The following is a 19,087-nucleotide window of genomic DNA, read 5'->3' on the forward strand; positions in this document are numbered from 1 at the left end:
GAACTGTAATCTAATTCAAATCGTTTTGTTATTGAACTGACATTTTCATATGTTACGATATCACCTGTTAGCCGCCAATAAAAAGCTAACAAGGGAGGATTTACTTATGAAGAAGACGATTATGTCCTTTGTCGCAGTTGCAGCAATTTCAACAACTGCATTTGGAGCTCACGCTTCTGCTAAAGAAATCACGGTGCAAAAGGGTGACACGCTCTGGGGGATCTCGCAAAAAAACGGAGTGAACCTAAAGGACTTAAAAGAATGGAATCAGTTATCTTCTGATTTAATTATTGAAGGAGAGAAACTGACTATTTCTTCAGTAGAAACAACCACATCTGGGCAGTACACAGTGAAGCAGGGCGACAGCCTCTGGAAAATTGCTCAGAAATTCGGAACATCAGTCGGCAATCTGAAAAGCTTGAATAACTTGCAATCAGATATAATTTACGCAGGCACAACGTTAAATGTGAAAGGTCAGGCTCAGGCTGCACAGCCGGCTCAAGAAGCCAGCCAGCCGCAAACTGAACAAAAACCAGCTGCTGAGACAGAACAGCCGAAACAAGAAGCTGTCAAAAACGAGCAGCCTAAACAAGAACCTGTTCAAGAACAACAACAACCTAAACAAGAAGCGAAGGCTGTCGAAGCAAAACAGCAGCCTGTTCAATCAAATACAAACCAACAAGAGCCTAAAAAGCAGCTGACAATGACTGCAACTGCTTACTCTGCTAACGACGGCGGCATTTCCGGTGTAACGGCAACCGGTGTTGACTTAAACAAAAACCCTGATGCAAAAGTCATCGCGGTAGACCCTAGTGTCATTCCGCTTGGCTCTAAGGTTTATGTTGAAGGTTACGGAGTGGCAACAGCAGCAGATACAGGCGGCGCAATTAAAGGAAATAAAATTGACGTATTTGTTGCAAAGAAAAGTGACGCTAACAACTGGGGCGTCAGAACTGTAAATGTTAAAGTATTAGACTAGTTTCATATAGAGATGAAGAACACAAGGCGAAATGCTTTGTGTTCTTTTTTTCTTCCCTTTTTTGACTGTATATAATCGTTATATGCGGAAAAAGAAAAAGCGTTTCTCTAATATAATAAGGAATGGATGTGAAAACGGAATCTGAAGGGATGATGAATCTGATGGAGCCGGAATTTATATGTTTATGGAATGCCTTCACAGAATCACCAGTGTTTCAAGCAGGTATATGCACCGCTTTCGTCATTGTGCTCGTTATCGGACTGTCTATGCCTGCTGTCAGGCTGTTTCAGGCGCTTGACAGAGGGAGAGGAAGGCCAGCCGTTATTGAAAAGGTGAGAAGTACTGGCGTGATGAAGAATGGCAGGCACGAGCTTGTACTTATTTTAAACGTAAAAAACCAAGATGGAACGCATGATAAACGTGAACTGACACACGCCGTATATAATGAAGAGATCAGCCGTTTTTATGAAGGAGCTTCCGTATGGGTGACGGCAGCGGCTGGCGGACGAATTATGATCGCTCCGCGCACGCCGCGGCATAAGGCGTCAAAATAAAAAGACGGGGCGGTTTTCCCGTCTTTATGTATTAATGCCGATCAATCCATATCCGTCCGCCTTCTGAGCCGGCTTCTATCCTGCATGTTCCTCCGATCGGGAATGTCATCAAAGGGGAGGTATGGCCGAAATCAGCATTTGCGATAACAGGCATGGATGACAGTTCTTCTTTTGTACGGATGACGGTACGCAGAGCCTCCTCAGACACATTTGAAGCATGCTGGAAACGTCCGATGACAATTCCCTTCACGGCTGAAAAAGCGGGAAGATGGATGAGTGACTGCAAATCCCGGTCAAACATATGAATGTCCGACATATGATCATCTTCTATAAACAGAATCACTTGTTCCATCTCCGGAAAGTATTCCGTGCCCTGCAGAAGATTCAGCGTGCATAGATTTCCTCCGATCAGTGTTCCTTCCGCATATCCGGGTTGAATAACGAGCGGTCCCGGATTCCGATAAAAACGTCTGTCCTCCTGGTTCAAATACCATTTATCATCACTCCACTCGGATGAAGGTTTTACCTCATACGGGTTGTCAGAAGCACAGCAGGCCAAGAAAGAGTCAATCGTATAGTCCAGCCCTTTTTTCATGGCAAATGAAGAAAAATGGGGACCGGAATATGTAATAAGGCCGGTTTTTTGATATATGGCATGGCCGAGGGCGGTAATATCTGAATAGCCGCAAAGGATTTTCGGATGCCGCTTGATGTTTTCATAATCAAGATAGCGGAGCAGCTGATTTGATTGGAACCCGCCGAGTGTCGTCAAAATCGCTTTGATGTCAGGATCAGCGAAAGCTTCGTGCAGATCCCGTACACGCGATTCAATCGATGATGAATGAAATTCATTTATTTCTTTTGCATTCTCTGAAAAAGAGACACAAAAGCCCAGCTCCTCCAATTTTGTCTTCGCGGCATTTATATTTTCATCTGACATAGCGGACATGCTTGTGGCCGGAGACACAATACGAATGCCGTCGCCTTTTTTCAATTTTTCCGGATACAAAAAAACCCTCCTTAAATGGTTTAATCTATTACACCATATTAACGAGGGTTTATCTATCATTTTTTACAGGTCGACCCATTTAATGCCGCCTGATTGCGTATCATTGTCAATCCAGACATCAAATTGATGCTTTTCATAAAAATGAACGAGCCGGTCGACATGATCCCAATCACGCTTAGCGATGTCGCCCGTCACTTTCGGGATATTCTGCTCTCTGGCGATATGTTTTAAAAATTTCATGCAGATCGAGCCGTAGCCGTGGTTCGGCGGCCCTTTAATGTCCCCGATATGAATGGCATTATCATAATAAGAGGCGATCAGTGAAAAACAGCCTCTTCCCCGGTAGGCTGATTCACAATCAGTCAGCATAATCTTACATGTTTGGCCATCATCAATCGAGGAAACAATGATCCAATCGTCATTGTTCGATTGATCAATACCAAGCACTCGCGCGTCTTTTGATACATCTATCAGATTTTCCCGCATTCTGAAAATCTGAAATTCAAGTTTATGAAGCTCTTTTTCCAGCTCTTTCTGATCTCTTTCTTCTGCAGTAAACAAAATCATACTCCTTTCACAGCGTAAAAGTCTTAGTCAAACACAAGTATCCATTGTAGTAAATGATGTCTTGGTTTGTAAATGGGTTTTGCAAAAACTTTTTTAGAAAAGTCTGCCGTTTATATGTGGATTGACGTTTTTAAGGCGGTGCGGATAGGGAAAGGAACAGTGAGCAGCGGAAAAAGGAGGAATCTATAATGGCAATTGACTCACTCATCGGCAAATTGAAGTACGTAATGACGGAATCTCCTGATAAAATGCTTTCCTTATATGTAAATACGGATATGAGAAATCCGGATCAGCAGGGGGGAGAGTGGAAAATCGCCTTGAAAACCGGTTTTCGGAGATTAAAAGAGTATCTGTCTGTAAGTGATCCGGAAGAAGAAAAATCTCTCGTCCGCATCATGGAACGCGTCTATCAATATATCGATGGGCTTGGTAAAGAGATGCCGCGAAGTCTCGTATTTTTTGCATCGGGAGAAGGCGGCATCTGGGAGACGATTGAATTGCAGGTGCCTGTCGAAACACGATTTTATTGGGAAGAAACGGCTGTCCTTGATCAATTAGAACTTCTCCGTGAACAATTTCCGAGCACGGCTTTTATTCTCACCCAGCAGAATGAAGTGAAGATCATAGAAACCGTACTCGGAAAAATTGAAGGGGTGGAGCATTATCAATACGACGTCATCAATGAATCGTGGAAACCGCAGGATGTAAGCGGAAGCTCCGCATCGATGGACGAAGACGCTGCCAAAGCCCATGTCGAAGAAAACCAAAACAGGCTGTATAAACGATTGGCTTCAAACCTTGATCAAAAGGCCGCTTCACACCAATGGGAGCGTCTCGTAATCGCAGGGGACAAAGAAACAGCCGATATTCTCGATCAGCATATGAATAAACCGATAGATCGGATCATTCCAAAAAATCTGTTGAATGAAAACGAACATAAGGTGATAGAAGAACTGTTGAAGGAAGCATAATATGACGAAAGGCCGGGTCTCAAACACCCGGTCTTTTTAGGGCTTAAGTTTGTCTAATTTCTGACGAAGCGGACGAAACCGTTGACATCAAAGCTGAATTCTCATACCATTTGGATAGTCAGTAAAATTGAGAGAGGTCATAAGATGAATCAGACAGAAAACAAACCTAAAAGTTATACCGGTATCGTGCTGACATTGACCGTTTTGATCAACGGGTTAATTGCGGTGCTGTTTTTTATGCCGAAATCGGGACAGGTCAGCATTGCCAATATTCATATTCTGCCGATGTTAAATGCCATTTTTAACAGCTTTACTTTTATCTTTTTGCTGGCAGCGCTCTTTATGATTAAGCAAAAAAATATTCAAGCGCATAAACGCTTTATTTTGGCGGCGTTTACGACGACTCTGCTGTTTTTGATCTGCTATGTCGTGTACCACTCGATAGCTGAGAATACTTTATTCGGCGGCCACGGCATCATTCGGGGGATTTATTTCTTTATTTTGATTACGCACATCTGTCTTTCCGCCGTTATCGTGCCGCTTGCGCTGTTTACGCTGATCAGAGGATTCAGCATGCAAGTGGAGCGCCACAAAAAAATCGCGAGATGGACGATGCCGCTCTGGCTGTATGTCAGTCTGACGGGTGTCATTGTATACTTAATGATCTCACCGTATTATTAAAAAAAGCCGTGCTCTGCGCGGCTTTTTTCTATTGATTGAAAAAGGCGCCTCATCAGGGCGCCTTTTACTCTTCAAGCGTTTCAAGTGTTGTTACATTTAAGGATTGTTCAACGGTTTTTGTTTTTGCTTTTACTTTTTCTGCGTACGTGTAATCACCATAGCAGTAGGGATAACGGAAATTGTCTTTGTTCCCTCCGCAAGTGTAAAGTTTCGGATTCTTTTTGACCTGCTGCTCGGAGTATTGTTTTGCCAGTTCCTCAGTATGCGATCCTCCATGTTCAGCCACAAAATCAATATAGCCGGCTCCCATGTTGTAGCTTTGTATAATCGTATCCAAGTCTACGCCTTTTTTCTTGCCTGTTTGGTACATGAGAGTGAATTGTTTGATTCCCTGTTTGATACTGGTTTGAGGGTTTTTAATCTCATTTCGCTTTAAACCCAGAGATTCTGAAGACTGCATGGGATCATTTCCTCTTCCTTTTGACTCCTGATATATCATGCCGAGTACAAGCGATGTATATTTGGTGAGTCCTTTTTCATCCAGCTCGTCTTCAACAAGCGGTTTGTAATCTGTCAGCCGTTCAAGCACGATCGGTTTGACATCAAACGGAAGACTTTTGAGCCATTCATTATTTGAAAATAACAGAATGAGGAAGAAGGAAACCATGACAAAAACACATATCATCATAAGACCCGCGGCAGCGAAACAGCCTTTTTTCTTTTTCTCCACTGTGTTTCACCCTCAATTTCAGGAGCATTATGACTTTTTCATTATGACACAGATGAATGCGCGAAACCAAGCGGAAACCCGTATTTGAAACATAAATTTAAAATAACGGTTCTTTTGTCAGGCGCAGGATGTACCTGCATCAATTGACATTTGGTATAATTGGGCTACTTGAGAAAAGAAGGGTGAGGTATATGACTGAATTTCACGAATCCGGAAACACGAATGACCCCGCTGTCGATTTAGATGAGGAAACTTTATTTTTGGTTGCCCAGACTTTTAAGGCGCTGTCTGATCCGACCAGAATCAGAATTCTCCATTTGCTGTCACAGGGTGAACACGCGGTAAATGATATCGCAGAAAAGCTGAATTTGCTGCAGTCTACCGTTTCTCATCAGCTGCGTTTTCTTAAAAATCTGCGCCTCGTCAAATCACGCAGAGAAGGAACATCCATCTATTATTCACCTGAGGATGAACATGTGTTAGATGTGCTTCAGCAAATGATTCACCATACGCGGCACGATTAAAAAACATCCCTGCTTTTTAGACAGGGATGTCAGCCGTACTGACTGTTATTGGTTTGGTCTCTGCTCGTTTTTAAAACATAAAAAGAGAAGCCGCTGTAATAAACTGCGATGAAATAAAAGATACTGATGGTCAGCGGATCAGCCCCGACCGTTTGGCTGTATGCCTCCGGATGGGTAAAGTCCGCTGTGACCCGGTATATTTCAATAACGCGATAAACAAATCTCGATAGGAATAACGTTAATAGAATAAGTTCAATCCACAGGTGAGTGCGAAAATACATTTTTCCGCGGCGTTCTTCAAAAGAAATGTTCCGTTTGGCAAACAGGACCAGAAGCCAGCCGCAAAAAGTGCCGAATATAAGATACCCGTATAAAGCCGGGTGTGTGATGCTGAAAAACGCCAGAGCGGCGGCCAGCAATGAAAATAAAATCATTCTTGTGTAAAGCCAGCGGGGTTTCAAAGGCTGAAAGCCGACGGACCGTTTCACCTTTTTATACAGAAAAAAGGCAATCATTAAGACAGGGCAGATGCTTTGAAGTGTGATATGCATGATGTGGAACTCCCCCTCCGTTGAGTAGTGTATGCTTATCCGGCTGGTTTTAGTAGTCTGATTTATTCGCAGGCTGAAAGCATCTTTTATCACAGTATGCGCGTTTCTTTTTTTGGCATGAGAGAAGCGCCCGCGCCTTTTTCAGGATTTAGACAGAAAACGCTTGATAAACTAACGGCATTAGTTATAATAAAACTAATGATATTAGTTTTAGGGGGATGTTGATGAGAATCTTACAATACGGAAGGGTTTGGCAGCTGACTTTTTTTCCAGCGCTTTTCCCGGTGAATTGTTATTTGGTCGAAGAAGAAGAAGGAGTAACCCTGATTGACACCGGACTGCCTAACAGTCATAAAGGAATCAAACAAGCATTGCGGCAGCTTGGGAAGCCGCTGAATGACATATTACTCACCCACGCGCACGGGGATCACATCGGTTCGCTTGACTCATTAGCTGCGGAATTTCCGGATGCTTCCGTCTGTATTTCTGAGCGGGATTCTTTCTTGCTGAAAGGTGACACTTCTTTATTTGAGCATGAAGCACAAACGCCGATAAAGGGGGGAGTGCCGAAAAATGTTCAGACCGAACCTGATCGCCTGCTGAAAGGCGGCGAGCGGATCGGATCTTTACTTGTCATTCCCGCTCCCGGTCATACGCCGGGAAGCCTCGCTTTTAAAGATATGAGAAATGATATGCTGATCGTCGGAGATGCCTTTCAAGTACGGGGCGGCCTTGCTGTTTCAGGGAAGCTGAAATGGAAATTTCCGTTTCCGGCTTTTGCTACGTGGAATAAAGAAGAAGCTGTAAAAACAGCAAGAACGCTTATCGCTCATCAACCAAGCAGTCTGGCCGCCGGACATGGAAATGTTCTCTGCAATCCCGTTGAACTGATGGCTGAGGCTGCTGAGGAAGCTGAACGAAGCCTGCCGGGAGGCCGATCATAATGTCACCGAGAGTCGGAATGAGCCTTGACATGATATTGAGAGCCGCAGCAGGTATCGCTGACGAAAAAGGGCTGAACGAAGTGACGCTTGCGGCCGTTGCAAAGTCCTTAAACGTAAAACCGCCTTCCCTTTACAATTTTGTCAATGGCCTTCAAGGAATTAAAACAGAGCTGGCTGTCTCCGGTTTAACTATGTTATATGAAAAAATGGCGGCCTCTGCAGAAGGACTGACGGGTGAAACGGCTTTGCTCGCTCTTGCCGATGCCTATATCAATTTCGCCGAAGCCAATCCCGGATTATATGACGCAACATTTCAAAAGATAAAAGACGGCCGGATTGAGAATCTGTCAAGCCTGCTTGTAGAGCTTGTTGTCAGGCAGCTGACAGCTAACGGTTATGCACAGTCTGACACTGCGATTCATGCTGCGAGAGGACTGAGGAGTCTTCTTCACGGATTTGCCGTGTTGAGAAAACAGAGTGCATTTGAATTAACCGAATCAATTAAAGAAAGCCGGAAGTTTGCAGTTGTTGCTTTCCTAAGAGGTTTACAGATGAGGGGACAATAATATTATTATGTAAACTAAATAAAAAAACGCATCATGTAAAAGGAGGGACAAATGGATTCATTACAACATATCATCTGTGAGCGGCGCACCTATTCGCATATTTTTGATTCTCATGCACACACATACTGCCAAATGCTCTTTCCGCTCGAAGGACAGCTGGACTTGGAGACAGAAAGACGTGAAATCAGATTAAAACCTGATCAAATGCTGTATATTCCGCCCGGGCATGAACATCGGTTCCGTTCTTTGGAGCGAAATGAATGTCTTGTTCTCGACATACCGGCATATTTTTTCAAAGGTTCATTTGACCCCGGCGTACTGAATAAGCTTGATCCTTTTTGGACATCGATTCGGTTTCTGCTGACAGAAGAGACAAAGCAGCAGTCGGCTCATTCATTGAGTCTGCTTGCAGAATATATTGCTGAAAAGATACAAGAAAACCGTACGAATGATTCAATTGCGTATATCCGCCGAAATCTCTCAAAGACTTTTTCAATTAAAGAGCTTGCCGCAATGGAACATTACCACCCGGCGTATTATTCCGACTGGTTTAAAAAGCAGACGGGGAAAAGCCCGCAAGCTTATATTGCTGAGCTCCGTATGAAGAAAGCGGAACAAATGCTTATTGAAACAAAATGCCGGCTGACAGACATCAGTCAGGAGGTCGGCTTTCAAAATTTGTCTTCCTTTACCAGATGGTTTGTCAGACATAAGGGAATAACGCCGCGCGTCTTCCGAAACACCTTTCAATCTGATAAATAATCCTGAAAATCGGTTAAATAAACTGCGTCTTTTTTTGATATCATGATTGTAAAAAAGGAGTTTTTGATATGGCAGTCATCGAAGATTTTATCAAGCTCGATCTCAGAATAGGAACGGTCGTAAAAGCGGAAGTATTCCCGGAAGCAAAGGTGCCGGCTATTAAGATGACAATAGATTTCGGCGAAGAGATCGGCATGAAACAATCAAGCGCCCAGATTACAAAACGGTACGAACCGGATGATCTGACGGGCAGGCAGGTTACCGCGATTGTCAACTTTCCGCCGCGGCGGATCGCCGGATTTAAGTCAGAAGTTCTCGTTCTCGGCGGCATCCCGGAAAAAGGAGACGTTGTCCTGCTTACGCCAGAGCAGACAGTACCGAACGGAACGAAAATCGGATAATAAAAAAAGACGTTTGCAGAAGCAAACGTCTTTTGCGTATTGAGGCGATACACCACACGCCACATTCGTGTGTGCCGCAAGGGCATGTGCATCGGCTTACACAATTCAGCTCATCGCTATATGAATATAGCATGCCGGGTGTGGAAATGCAAGAGATTTTTTAATATATGTTATATCTGGCTTTGTTTTGCCGATCCCCGATTCCTTCGTGTAAGGTTTCGTTTGAAATTTTATGATCTTGAATAAAGCAGTTCGAGAAATGCAAGAGGGAATTTGAGCAAATTGTGACCTGAAGTGTGACCTGGAATTAAAATCCGGGTCTTTTTGTGTAAAAAATGCATGCGAAGAGACCATATAGGCATTAAATGTTATTACTGATGTCTTCATTTATCTTTTTGCTAAGTTTCTGAACCTTCTCTTTAACATTTGAAACAGCTCTTTTTTGAATTTCATCAAAGTTCTCCTGAATATAGTCCATGACACTTCTTATTAGAACTTCACTTTCAAAATTGAATATCTCATTTATTTCTGACTGTTCTTCATCTGTCAGGTGATGGTATTGAAGTTGTTTAGCATTTACTTCAGCAGCTACATCAATCCTAACTTAGTTGTTCTGGCTGTACAATTTCATATTCACCTTCTGCATACTCTTGCTCCGCATAATGGCCTCCCCATTGACAGAGCTCCTGCAAGATAGGTTTAAGAGATTCTCCAAGTTCAGTGGATGAATATTCAACCTTCGGCGGTACTTGATTATACATCTTTCTGCTCACAAGTCCACTGGCTTCAAGCTCTCTAAGTGTTTGAATCAGCATTTTCTGAGTTATATTTGGGATAATGCGTTTTAATTCACTCGTTCTCTTTGGTCCATTCATTAAAAAGTATAATACAAGACCTTTCCATTTTCCGCCAATAACTTCCTTTGTCACTTCAAACCCACAGCTAAATTTTTTCATGTCTAAAGCTCTCCATTCCACATTTATTACTTTTTAGTTACTATATCACAAAAAAGTGGGTACTTCCGATAATATGCTTACTGAAGGATACTATATCTTGTAAGTTGTTCTTCAAGTACTTAAAGGTACTAGACATAAAATAAAATTAATTCTAAAGGAGTGTTAAGTATGGGTAAATTTGAAGGTAAAATAGCGCTTGTAACGGGTGGAACAAGTGGGATTGGTCTTGCTGCAGCACAAAAATTTGTAAACGAAGGTGCATATGTTTATATCACGGGACGTAGACAAAACGAACTTGATAAAGCTGTTAACCAAATTGGCAAGAACGTAACCGGTGTTCAAGGTGATATTTCTAAGCTTGAAGACTTAGACAAACTATATGACATGATAAAGCAGGAAAAAGGTAAGTTGGACATTCTTTTTGCTAATGCGGGCACCGGCAGCTTCCTTCCATTAGGTGAAATTACTGAAGAGCAGGTTGATAGAACGTTCGGCATTAACGTTAAAGGAACCATCTTTACTGTTCAAAAAGCGTTATCACTATTCCCGGACAAAGTAGGTTCTATTATTGTAACGGGCTCTACTGCTGGATCAATTGGCAACCCAGCGTTTAGTGTATATGGAGCATCTAAAGCAGCATTAAGAGCACTAGTTCGCAACTGGATTCTTGACCTAAAAGATACTGAAATCCGTGTAAATGTGGTTAGTCCAGGAGCTATTCTTACACCTGCCTACGATGAGCTTTTTGGTGATGCACTTGAAGAAGTAATGGAAAATAGCAGAAATACTGTTCCAGCTGGAAAAGTTGGGACACCTGAAGAAGTAGCAAACGCTGTATCTTTCCTTGCTTCAGACGAAAGCAGTTACTTGACGGGTGTTGAATTGTTCGTAGATGGCGGGCTAGCACAGGTATAATTTCACTGCGCAGAGATTACAAATCGTCCCCAAAAAAGGTTAATGGGGATTTACTTGAAGAAGTCGTTTTCCTTAAAGGACAGGGAATTCGACTTTTTATGTTTGAATTTGATTAAGGTTGTAAATTCGCATTTTCCTGGGCTACCACTAAATGACCTGTAAAAAAGATTACTTTGTGAATAAATGTTCTTAAAGTAACGGGAAGGAGATGAAGACTGGGACGATTAATAAAAGAAAGCTCTCTTTTAGAGAGCTTTTTTCAGATTTTCAATTTTTAACAGGCTTTATAATGAGCAAACAGGCATTACTCAAAATACTCGCCGCGCCTATCCAAAGCAGCCATTGTGTTCCGGTCAGCCATGAGGCAGTTAGGATAAAGAGTCCAATGGCAATTGATATATAATTGCCGGCTCGGTCCAGTTTACGGTTGCTATGAATTTTATATTTAGCATGAGAAATAAATTGATCAATTTTATCTTTCAGCTCATAGCATTTTTCTTTCATCTTATCCTCTGTTTCTTTTACTTTTCGATAAAGCATATTATTCATCGTCTGCACTCCCATATCTCCGTTTTGAAAATTCAGCCATGATTTTTTCTTCATAGTCATCTGAGATGAATCGTGCCTGGCCTTCAACTTTCAAATGTGCTTTTCCTTCAAAACCATCCTGTTCTTCACCATCAAAACGATAAAGTTTTTGCAATAGCCTCCAGAATGTTTCAACTTCTTCAGTTGTGAACTCATGAAACATATCCGCTAAAAAATAGGTGGATCTTTCTGAACAGGAAATTAACGCTTTTTTTCCTTCAGGGGTAATCTCAATATTGATTGCACGTTTATCCAGTTTGCTTGGCACCGTGTGAACATATCCTTTTTTCGCGAGGCTTGAAATTAATTTGTTAGCGGTTTGTTTTGTTGTGCCCAGCTTTTTAGCGATATTCATAAGTGTGGTATCTTCCGTCGGTAAATGGGCAATAGCAATAAAAGTCATATGCTGTCGGGAAGTCAACATTTCTAAGTATTCGTCCCCCCGAGTCTGCACCTTATTGACAACCGAAAATAATGATGCGTAACTTTGTTGCATAAAATGCAGTTCCTTCATTAGTAATTTAATATCCATAAATTATCTCCCAACTAAATTGTCACCATGTTGACAATTACAATATACATCACAAAGGGAAATAAGTCAACATGGTGACTAATAGGGACGGGTACGGCTGTTTTCAAAAATGTTACAGGCAGTCGGAGTGTTTACAAAAGGGGAAATAAGTATAATAAATGCGAAAAGGGCATTAATTCAAAGTGAGAAGGTGTTTGACATGCAGAAAGTGAACTGGTCAGAACGGTATGAATGGTTCAATAAACAAGATGAAAAAGACGGGCGTTTAATGGCGCTCCTTCGTCATGAGCTTACATATGAGGAAGTCATACGGATATATAAGAAAGGGTTTTATTTGAAATCTAAAGAAGGGGATGTTTCGTTACGTAAGAACGATATCTGTCGTATGTTTGGGGTTGAAGAGAGGCAGGGCGGCAAATCTTAATGAACGGGAAGAGAAAAACTCTTCCCGCTTTTCACAGCAGCTGTTATTCTTTTTCCAGCATGGAAGTCAGCCATTCTCTTAATGCCGTCTTCTGCACATACCGCTTTCCGTTTCTCGTGATATGCGGAATGTCATATATCCAAACCTCCAATAAACGTTATCATTTTTTATACGGTGAAGCCGGCCGAAGGATTCAGCCTTCAGCAAAACCGCCGGGCGTTTATTGCGGACGGTTTTGATTGCTGAGCTTTTCCACCTGCACCTTTCCGGAGAAGAAAACAGCACCTCCGCCCATATCCGCCAGCCGATCGGGCGTGAGTGAATTGACGAGCTGTTTTTTATCATCCATATCGGCCCAAAGACCTTGGCTCACCGCAACGCCAGGAAGCACCTGTTCGCCGACCGAAACAGTCAATTCGCACTCTCCGCGGTGATTCCAAACTCTAACGGTTTCTCCGTCTTCTATGTTCCGGCGTACAGCATCTTCTGTATGAATAAAAAGTTTTGGCGCTTTTTCCAGTTTTACGTGTTTTTCGTTATTTGAAAATGTCGAATTTAAAAAATTATGATTCGGTCCCGGGACAAATAAAAGCGGAAAATCGTCATCGCTCTCAAGAGGGATGTGTGTCGGCAGCGCCGGATAACCGTCCTGTTTCATCTTTTCCGAATATAATTCAATTCTTCCGCTCGGTGTCTTGAGCTTTCCCGGAAAAAGCGGTTTTTTCCGTTTGGCTTTCATAAAGGAATGGCATGAGAGCGCCTCGTAATCAATATCCTCGATATACGGATTGTCGGGAAAGTCCAGCGCCTGTCTGATTAATTCTTCATCGGAATCCTGAAGCTCCTGCTCGGTAAATCCCATTGCTCCGGCAAGCAGACGGAACACTTCCGTATTCGATTTGCTGTCCCCGTAGGGTTCGATCACCGGTTTTTGCAGCTGAATAAAATGATGCCAGTAAGACGTGTAAAAATCCGTGTTTTCAAAAGCGGATGAAGCAGGGAGCACGATATCCGCATATTTGGCGGTTTCCGTTAAAAATAAATCGTGAACGACTGTAAATAAATCCTCCCGCAGCAGGCCTTTTCTGACTTTATTCGCTTCCGGCGCAACCACTGCGGGATTCGTACCGTAAATAAACAGGGAGCGCACGGGCGGTTTTGTTTCTAAAAGAACGCTTCCGAGCCTGTTCATATTAAATGATCGCGGCTTCCTGCCGTAAAGCAGATCAGGCCGCTGGAGCGCTTGTCTGTTATAGTTTAATACCGCGCTGTTGTGCTTGATTGCGCCTCCTCCGGTGTTGAGCCACTGTCCTGTAACAGCCGGAAGGCAGGAGACGGTGCGGACGATCATTCCGCCATTGTCATGGTGCTGAATGCCGTTTCCAATCCTGATAAGGGAAGGGGAGGTTTCCCCGTACATTCTCGCAAGGCGTCTGATATCGTCGGCTTTAACGCCTGTAATAGCAGAAACCGTTTCCGGATCATAGTGTTTAACATGCGCTTTTAATTCTTCACTGCCTTCGGTGTATTCTGTGAGAAATGCTTCATCGTGAAGGTTTTCGTCGAATAAGACATGCATGATACCGAGGGCGAGTGCGGCATCTGTGCCGGGACGAATGGGAATAAACCAATCGGCAAGCCGGCCGGTTTGGTTCTTATGTACATCGATAACGACAATTTTAGCCCCTTTTTTCCGGGCTTTTTGAGCAATCATGATTTGGTGCATATTCGTGCTGACGGCATTGATCCCCCAAAAAATAAAGAGCTTTGCATGTATGGTCTCCTCCGGATCAGTACCCGCTCCTTCACCCATTGTATAGTTATAGCCTTCAGATCCGGCTTTGCTGCAGATCGTCCGTTCGAGATGACTCGCTCCGAGACGATGGAAAAAACGGCGGTCCATTCCCTCTGCCGCCAGTTTTCCCATATTGCCGTAAAAGCTGTACGGAAGAATGCTTTCCGCTCCTTCTTCGGCAATAAGCTCTTTCCAGCGCGAACTGATCGTATTGATTGCTTCCTCCCAGGAAATAGGCGCAAACGCGGCTTCACCTTTTTTACCGATCCGTTTTAACGGAACGGTTACGCGCTTCTCATCATAAATACGCTCAGCCATGTGTCTGACTTTGTTGCAAATATTCCCTGATGTGACCGGGTGATCGGGGTCTCCCTGAATGTTAACGATTTTTCCGTCTTTTTTTGTCACAAGCAAGCCGCATTGATCGGGACAGTCTAGTGAGCACACCGACTTAAAGACCCCGTTCGGCTGTGTTGCAGCAGAATTCATAGCCCATTTCTCCTCTTTGTTTATATTGTAAGCATTATAACATTTCAAAATCGAACGTCAATTCAGAAAAAAGTGTTGACATTACGGAAAGACTTTTCTATGATGAGTTTATTCTTTTAAACAGCCTGACAATTTCATCATTTTATTTTCTATCCAGAGAGGTGGAGGGACTGGCCCTATGAAACCTCGGCAACATTTATTGTGCCAATTCCAGCAAGCGTATGCTTGAAAGATAGGAAAGAATGGTCTATACATATTTGTGCGCTTCAAGCGTATAAAGACGGTATATGAATCTCTTTCCTTCTTTGAGGAAAGAGATTTTTTTTATGAAAAAATTTATGTGAAAAGGATGTTTTGCACCATGACGGTTTTAATTACCGCGCCATATCACGACGAGGGGCTGAAGGAGCTGACTGAGCTGTTCGGCCGGACTGTGCACCGGCCGTGGAAGAAGCACGGCCGGGCCTATCGGGAAGATGAATTAATCCGAATGATTCAAGAGACAAACGCGTCGGGGCTTATTACCGAACTTGATGAGGTGTCTGAGCGTGTTATTGACATATTGCCGGATTCCGCTTTTATCGGTGTCTGCAGAGGGATGCCGTCTAATGTGGATATTGCGGCGGCGACTAAAAGAAAAATCCCCGTTTTCTTTACACCGGCCCGCAATGCCCAGGCCGTTGCTGAAATGTTTATCGGAAATGTGATTTCATTTTTGCGTCATACGTATTCTTCCCATCAGTGGCTGAAGGACGGAAAGTGGAATGGTGATTATTTGCAGGCTTACGTCAAATTCAGAGGAAATGAGCTGACGGGGAAAACAGTCGGCCTTATCGGTTTCGGAGCTGTCGGACAGAGAATCGCCCGGCTATTGGCCGCTTTTGATTGCAAGGTGCTTTACTATGATCCATTTGTCCGTCATGAAAACCGGGAGTATGAAAAAACGACGATTGAACGGGTATTTTCTGAAAGTGATATTGTTTCCGTTCACTTGCCGCGCACAGAAGAAACCATCGGCCTTATCGGCGCCCGGCACTTTCAATTGATGAAACAGGAAGCTGTTTTTGTCAATACGTCAAGAGCGGCGGTTACAGACAGGGAAGAGCTGCTGCGGGTGCTGAAAGAACGGCGGATTAAGGGAGCGATCCTTGACGTGTTTTATCATGAACCGCCTGAATCTTCTGATTATGATTTGATCTCTTTGCCGAATGTGTTCGCGACTCCCCATTTAGCGGGCGCAACATTTGAAGTGGAAGATCATCATGTGAAGATTTTAAATGAAGCGCTTTTCAAATGGAAACAAGATCAAACCTGCTCAATACGTGAACTTTATAACAAAAGAGAACTTGAAACGGAAGGAGGAGGCTGTAATGGCTGAACAAAAAGGCTACCTTGTATTTGACATCGGGACGGGGAATGCGCGAGTTGCGGTCGTGACTGCCGGCGGCGAAGTGACCGCGCTTGAAAGGGAAGACATTGAATATGTGACGGATCCGCTTTATCCGGACGGACGATATTTCTCACCGGAAGGGTTATGGACGCAAATCAGCGCTATGGCAAGAAAGGCTATTGCCAAGAGCCCTCATATTACATTGATCGGAATCACCTCAACAAGCCAGAGGCAGGGAATCGTTCTGATCAATAAAGATAAAAAGGCATTTCTCGGTCTGCCCAACATTGATAACAGAGGGCGTGAATGGGAAGGCGGGATTGAGGCAGAAGAAGAAGTGCATCAGCAAACCGGACGTCTTCCGAGCGCTTTATTTTCCGTCATGAAACTTGTCGGATTAAAAGCCAGACAGCCGTCTTTATGGAAAGAAGTGAAGTGCATCACAAGCATCAGTGACTGGGTGACATTTGAGCTGAGCGGAATTTTAAGCTATGAACCGTCACAGGCTGCTGAAACACTGCTGTTTGACGTAAGGAAAAAGGCGTGGTCAGAGAAATTATGCAACATCTTCGGTGTGCCTTCTGCCATTCTTCCTTCACTCGTCCGATCTGGGACGGTTGTCGGAATGTTAACGTTTAAGAAAGCGGCGGTGCTCGGTCTTTCTGAAAGAGTGCCTGTGATTGCAGGCGGGGGAGACACACAGCTTGCCATCAAAAGTGCAGATGCAAAGCCGGGAGATATCGTCATCGTATCCGGCACGACGACGCCGATTACAAAGATAACAGCGGAGACCGGAACCGAAAGTTTAGAGAATGCATGGCTGAATTGCCATACAGAAGAAGGTGAATGGCTTCTAGAAACGAATCCGGGTGTAACAGGACTCAATTATCAAAAATTAAAATCCATTTTTTATCCGAATGAATCCTACAGCGTCATGGAACGGGAAATCGCAAGTCTGCCTAAACATGATCATGCCTGTATATCTGCGTTAGGCTCCTATTTATCTCCTGAGAAAAACGCACTGGCAAAAGGCGGATTTATTTTTGACGCTCCGCTGTCCCAAAACTTAAGCAGAGCCCATTTTGTCAAAGCTGCACTGCTGGAAATCGCTTTTTCAATCAAATGGAACTATGAGGCGTTAACAGAGGCGGCTTCCTTTTCACAAGATTATGTGAAGGTGTGCGGCGGCGGTTTCCAAAGTGATGCTTTGACGCAGTTTCTTGCTAACCTTCTTCAAAAGATAATCTATAAGAGAGAGGGGTTCAGCCAGGCATCCGCAATGGGAGCGGTGATGATTTGCAACGAAGCTCTCGGTGTGAAAGCAGAGCTTTCGACCTGCACAAAGGTAATTGAGCCGGAAGCGGATCAGACGGATCTCTTCCTATATGAAGAATGGAAACATACCCAAAAATTATTTACTCATTTTCAGCCGGCGGTGAAAGCCTGACTTGGGGATGAGGTGACAACATGAAAGATTGCTGAGGAGGAACAAAAATGCTTAATAAAATAGGAATTCCAAAACAGCTCGCCTGGGGATTTTTAGGGGTCGTGCTGTTTATGATGGGGGATGGCCTTGAACAAGGCTGGCTCAGCCCGTTTTTAGTTGAAAACGGCTTGACGGTACAGCAATCAGCATCCCTGTTTACGGTTTACGGTATTTCTCTTGCTGTGGCGTCGTGGTTTTCAGGGGTCTGCCTCGAAGCCTTCGGCGCAAAGCGGACGATGTTTATGGGGCTGTTGTTTTACGTCATCGGCACAGCCGCGTTTATCGCATACGGATTTGAGAATCTTAATTTGCCGGTGATGTATGTCACGTATTTTATTAAAGGGCTGGGTTATCCGCTGTTTGCCTATTCTTTTTTGACATGGGTGATTTACCGGTCGCCGAAAAACAGGCTCAGTACGGCGGTCGGCTGGTTCTGGATTGCATATTGCTGCGGGATGTTTGTATTCGGTGCTTGGTATTCAAGCTGGGCCATCAAATCCTTCGGCTATTTGAATACGCTGTGGAGTTCAATTTTCTGGGTATGCCTCGGCGCGTTTTTTGCTTTGATTTTAAATAGGGACCGCTTTGAAAAGAAAAAGGCAGATAAGCGGGAAAAGGCGCAGGAATTAATGAAGGGAATCACCATCCTTGCTGAAAATCCGCGCGTGCTCTCTGGGGGGATCATTCGGATCATTAACAGCATCGGAACATATGGATTTCCGGTATTCCTCCCGATGCATATGGCGCAGCACGGCATTTCTACAAATGTATGGCTGCAAATTTGGGGAACGATTTTTCTCGGAAATATCGTCTTTAACTTAATCTTCGGCGCAGTCGGCGATGCCTTCGGCTGGAAAAAGACTGTCATGTGGTTCGGAGGAGTGGGCTGCGGCATTTTTACTCTTTTATTATATTATGCTCCTGTTGTATCACATGGGAATTTGCTGTTCGTCAGCATTGTCGGTTTTATATGGGGAGGGCTCCTCGCCGGGTTCGTTCCGATCGGGGCTATCGTGCCGACGGCGGCCGGCAGCAATAAAGGTGCTGCTATGTCTGTGTTAAATCTGGCTGCGGGCCTGTCGGCATTTGTCGGCCCCGCGCTTGCCTGGGCGTTCATCGGGCTTGTCGGCGCACAAGGCGTTGTATGGATTTTCGCAGCGCTCTATTTCGTAAGTGCGATCTTGACAAATCAAATCAAAATACCTGAAGAGAAAACGGCAAAACACAATAAAGCATTGCCTGAATACGCTTCTTAACAGCAGCGCCCCGAAAA

General features: G+C 43.9%; 22 protein-coding genes and 1 riboswitch. Of the genes, 14 read left to right on the forward strand and 8 right to left on the reverse strand.

Going from position 1 to position 19,087, the window contains the following annotated elements; genetic code table 11:
* The first annotated feature begins 106 nt into the window (after positions 1 to 106).
* Complete coding sequence (locus MJQ52_RS01585) at positions 107 to 979, forward strand: 3D domain-containing protein (RefSeq protein ID WP_003153795.1); 873 nt, start codon at positions 107 to 109, stop codon at positions 977 to 979.
* A 161-nt stretch (positions 980 to 1,140) separates the two neighbouring features.
* Positions 1,141 to 1,533, forward strand: a complete 393-nt coding sequence (locus MJQ52_RS01590) for a hypothetical protein (protein WP_094247879.1) — start codon at positions 1,141 to 1,143, stop codon at positions 1,531 to 1,533.
* Positions 1,534 to 1,564: 31 nt separating this feature from the next.
* Here MJQ52_RS01590 and MJQ52_RS01595 read toward each other — a convergent pair whose 3' ends face one another.
* Together MJQ52_RS01595 and MJQ52_RS01600 are read right to left on the reverse strand one after the other, a co-directional pair.
* Positions 1,565 to 2,542, reverse strand: coding sequence for a S66 family peptidase (locus MJQ52_RS01595; protein ID WP_077722447.1), 978 nt, complete (start codon positions 2,540 to 2,542; stop codon positions 1,565 to 1,567).
* Between the two features lie 63 nt (positions 2,543 to 2,605).
* Positions 2,606 to 3,109: an N-acetyltransferase gene (locus MJQ52_RS01600; RefSeq protein WP_014305189.1), complete on the reverse strand. Its 504-nt coding sequence runs from the start codon at positions 3,107 to 3,109 to the stop codon at positions 2,606 to 2,608.
* A gap of 188 nt (positions 3,110 to 3,297) precedes the next feature.
* Between MJQ52_RS01600 and MJQ52_RS01605 the strand changes: the two genes are divergently transcribed.
* Both MJQ52_RS01605 and MJQ52_RS01610 read left to right on the forward strand, forming a co-directional pair.
* Positions 3,298 to 4,080 (forward strand): VLRF1 family aeRF1-type release factor, encoded by a 783-nt coding sequence (locus tag MJQ52_RS01605; RefSeq protein ID WP_031379041.1) that lies wholly within the window; start codon positions 3,298 to 3,300, stop codon positions 4,078 to 4,080.
* Positions 4,081 to 4,224: 144 nt separating this feature from the next.
* The gene (locus MJQ52_RS01610; RefSeq protein WP_003153801.1) at positions 4,225 to 4,761 is read left to right on the forward strand and encodes a DUF420 domain-containing protein; all 537 of its coding nucleotides are present in this window, start codon (positions 4,225 to 4,227) and stop codon (positions 4,759 to 4,761) included.
* Positions 4,762 to 4,825: 64 nt separating this feature from the next.
* On the opposite strand, the gene MJQ52_RS01615 is transcribed toward MJQ52_RS01610, so the two are convergent.
* Entirely contained in the window at positions 4,826 to 5,491 is a 666-nt protein-coding gene (locus MJQ52_RS01615) for a lysozyme family protein (protein WP_003153802.1), read from the reverse strand.
* Between the two features lie 191 nt (positions 5,492 to 5,682).
* On the opposite strand from MJQ52_RS01615, the gene czrA reads away from it, so the two are divergent.
* A complete protein-coding gene (gene czrA, locus MJQ52_RS01620; RefSeq protein WP_007407993.1) occupies positions 5,683 to 6,015 on the forward strand; it encodes a Zn(II)-responsive metalloregulatory transcriptional repressor CzrA in 333 nt (110 codons plus the stop codon).
* A 29-nt stretch (positions 6,016 to 6,044) separates the two neighbouring features.
* On the opposite strand, the gene MJQ52_RS01625 is transcribed toward czrA, so the two are convergent.
* Positions 6,045 to 6,566, reverse strand: coding sequence for a kinase (locus MJQ52_RS01625; RefSeq protein ID WP_094246852.1), 522 nt, complete (start codon positions 6,564 to 6,566; stop codon positions 6,045 to 6,047).
* A 224-nt stretch (positions 6,567 to 6,790) separates the two neighbouring features.
* Between MJQ52_RS01625 and MJQ52_RS01630 the strand changes: the two genes are divergently transcribed.
* The 4 genes from MJQ52_RS01630 (at position 6,791) to csaA (ending at position 9,239) form a co-directional block, all read left to right on the forward strand.
* Complete coding sequence (locus tag MJQ52_RS01630) at positions 6,791 to 7,510, forward strand: MBL fold metallo-hydrolase (protein WP_094246853.1); 720 nt, start codon at positions 6,791 to 6,793, stop codon at positions 7,508 to 7,510.
* Positions 7,510 to 8,076 carry a TetR/AcrR family transcriptional regulator gene (locus MJQ52_RS01635; RefSeq protein ID WP_094246854.1) on the forward strand — a complete coding sequence of 189 codons (567 nt, stop codon included), beginning with the start codon at positions 7,510 to 7,512 and terminating at the stop codon, positions 8,074 to 8,076. The genes MJQ52_RS01630 and MJQ52_RS01635 overlap by 1 nt, the downstream gene beginning before the upstream one ends.
* A gap of 51 nt (positions 8,077 to 8,127) precedes the next feature.
* Complete coding sequence (locus MJQ52_RS01640; RefSeq protein ID WP_094246855.1) at positions 8,128 to 8,838, forward strand: AraC family transcriptional regulator; 711 nt, start codon at positions 8,128 to 8,130, stop codon at positions 8,836 to 8,838.
* A 68-nt stretch (positions 8,839 to 8,906) separates the two neighbouring features.
* The gene (gene csaA / locus MJQ52_RS01645; RefSeq protein WP_094246856.1) at positions 8,907 to 9,239 is read left to right on the forward strand and encodes a chaperone CsaA; all 333 of its coding nucleotides are present in this window, start codon (positions 8,907 to 8,909) and stop codon (positions 9,237 to 9,239) included.
* A 599-nt stretch (positions 9,240 to 9,838) separates the two neighbouring features.
* Here csaA and MJQ52_RS01650 read toward each other — a convergent pair.
* A complete protein-coding gene (locus tag MJQ52_RS01650; protein ID WP_014417586.1) occupies positions 9,839 to 10,195 on the reverse strand; it encodes a winged helix-turn-helix transcriptional regulator in 357 nt (118 codons plus the stop codon).
* 168 nt (positions 10,196 to 10,363) lie between these two features.
* On the opposite strand from MJQ52_RS01650, the gene MJQ52_RS01655 reads away from it, so the two are divergent.
* Positions 10,364 to 11,110, forward strand: coding sequence for an SDR family NAD(P)-dependent oxidoreductase (locus tag MJQ52_RS01655; RefSeq protein ID WP_070081958.1), 747 nt, complete (start codon positions 10,364 to 10,366; stop codon positions 11,108 to 11,110).
* Positions 11,111 to 11,377: 267 nt separating this feature from the next.
* Here the strand turns inward: MJQ52_RS01655 and MJQ52_RS01660 are convergent, their stop codons facing one another.
* Positions 11,378 to 11,659, reverse strand: a complete 282-nt coding sequence (locus MJQ52_RS01660; RefSeq protein ID WP_070081957.1) for a hypothetical protein — start codon at positions 11,657 to 11,659, stop codon at positions 11,378 to 11,380.
* Complete coding sequence (locus MJQ52_RS01665; protein ID WP_094246857.1) at positions 11,652 to 12,230, reverse strand: MarR family winged helix-turn-helix transcriptional regulator; 579 nt, start codon at positions 12,228 to 12,230, stop codon at positions 11,652 to 11,654. Before MJQ52_RS01665 ends, MJQ52_RS01660 begins: the two co-directional genes overlap by 8 nt.
* Positions 12,231 to 12,429: 199 nt before the next feature.
* Here MJQ52_RS01665 and MJQ52_RS01670 point away from each other — a divergent pair, with 199 nt between their 5' ends.
* On the forward strand, positions 12,430 to 12,654 hold the full coding sequence (locus MJQ52_RS01670; protein ID WP_094247880.1) for a hypothetical protein: 225 nt from the start codon (positions 12,430 to 12,432) through the stop codon (positions 12,652 to 12,654).
* Between the two features lie 220 nt (positions 12,655 to 12,874).
* Here MJQ52_RS01670 and MJQ52_RS01675 read toward each other — a convergent pair whose 3' ends face one another.
* On the reverse strand, positions 12,875 to 14,938 hold the full coding sequence (locus MJQ52_RS01675; RefSeq protein ID WP_094246858.1) for a molybdopterin oxidoreductase family protein: 2,064 nt from the start codon (positions 14,936 to 14,938) through the stop codon (positions 12,875 to 12,877).
* A gap of 146 nt (positions 14,939 to 15,084) precedes the next feature.
* A riboswitch (SAM riboswitch) is annotated at positions 15,085 to 15,177 on the forward strand.
* Positions 15,178 to 15,299: 122 nt separating this feature from the next.
* Here MJQ52_RS01675 and MJQ52_RS01680 point away from each other — a divergent pair.
* The 3 genes from MJQ52_RS01680 to MJQ52_RS01690 are packed head-to-tail and all read left to right on the forward strand — an operon-like array spanning position 15,300 to position 19,070.
* The gene (locus MJQ52_RS01680; protein ID WP_094247881.1) at positions 15,300 to 16,316 is read left to right on the forward strand and encodes a 2-hydroxyacid dehydrogenase; all 1,017 of its coding nucleotides are present in this window, start codon (positions 15,300 to 15,302) and stop codon (positions 16,314 to 16,316) included.
* The gene (locus tag MJQ52_RS01685) at positions 16,309 to 17,775 is read left to right on the forward strand and encodes an FGGY-family carbohydrate kinase (protein ID WP_094246859.1); all 1,467 of its coding nucleotides are present in this window, start codon (positions 16,309 to 16,311) and stop codon (positions 17,773 to 17,775) included. The genes MJQ52_RS01680 and MJQ52_RS01685 overlap by 8 nt, the downstream gene beginning before the upstream one ends.
* Before the next feature lie 47 nt (positions 17,776 to 17,822).
* Positions 17,823 to 19,070 (forward strand): RbtT/DalT/CsbX family MFS transporter, encoded by a 1,248-nt coding sequence (locus MJQ52_RS01690; protein WP_014305179.1) that lies wholly within the window; start codon positions 17,823 to 17,825, stop codon positions 19,068 to 19,070.
* Positions 19,071 to 19,087: the final 17 nt, after the last annotated feature.

Source organism: Bacillus sp. jun7 (assembly GCF_051034795.1).
GTDB classification, from domain to species: Bacteria; Bacillota; Bacilli; order Bacillales; family Bacillaceae; genus Bacillus; species Bacillus velezensis.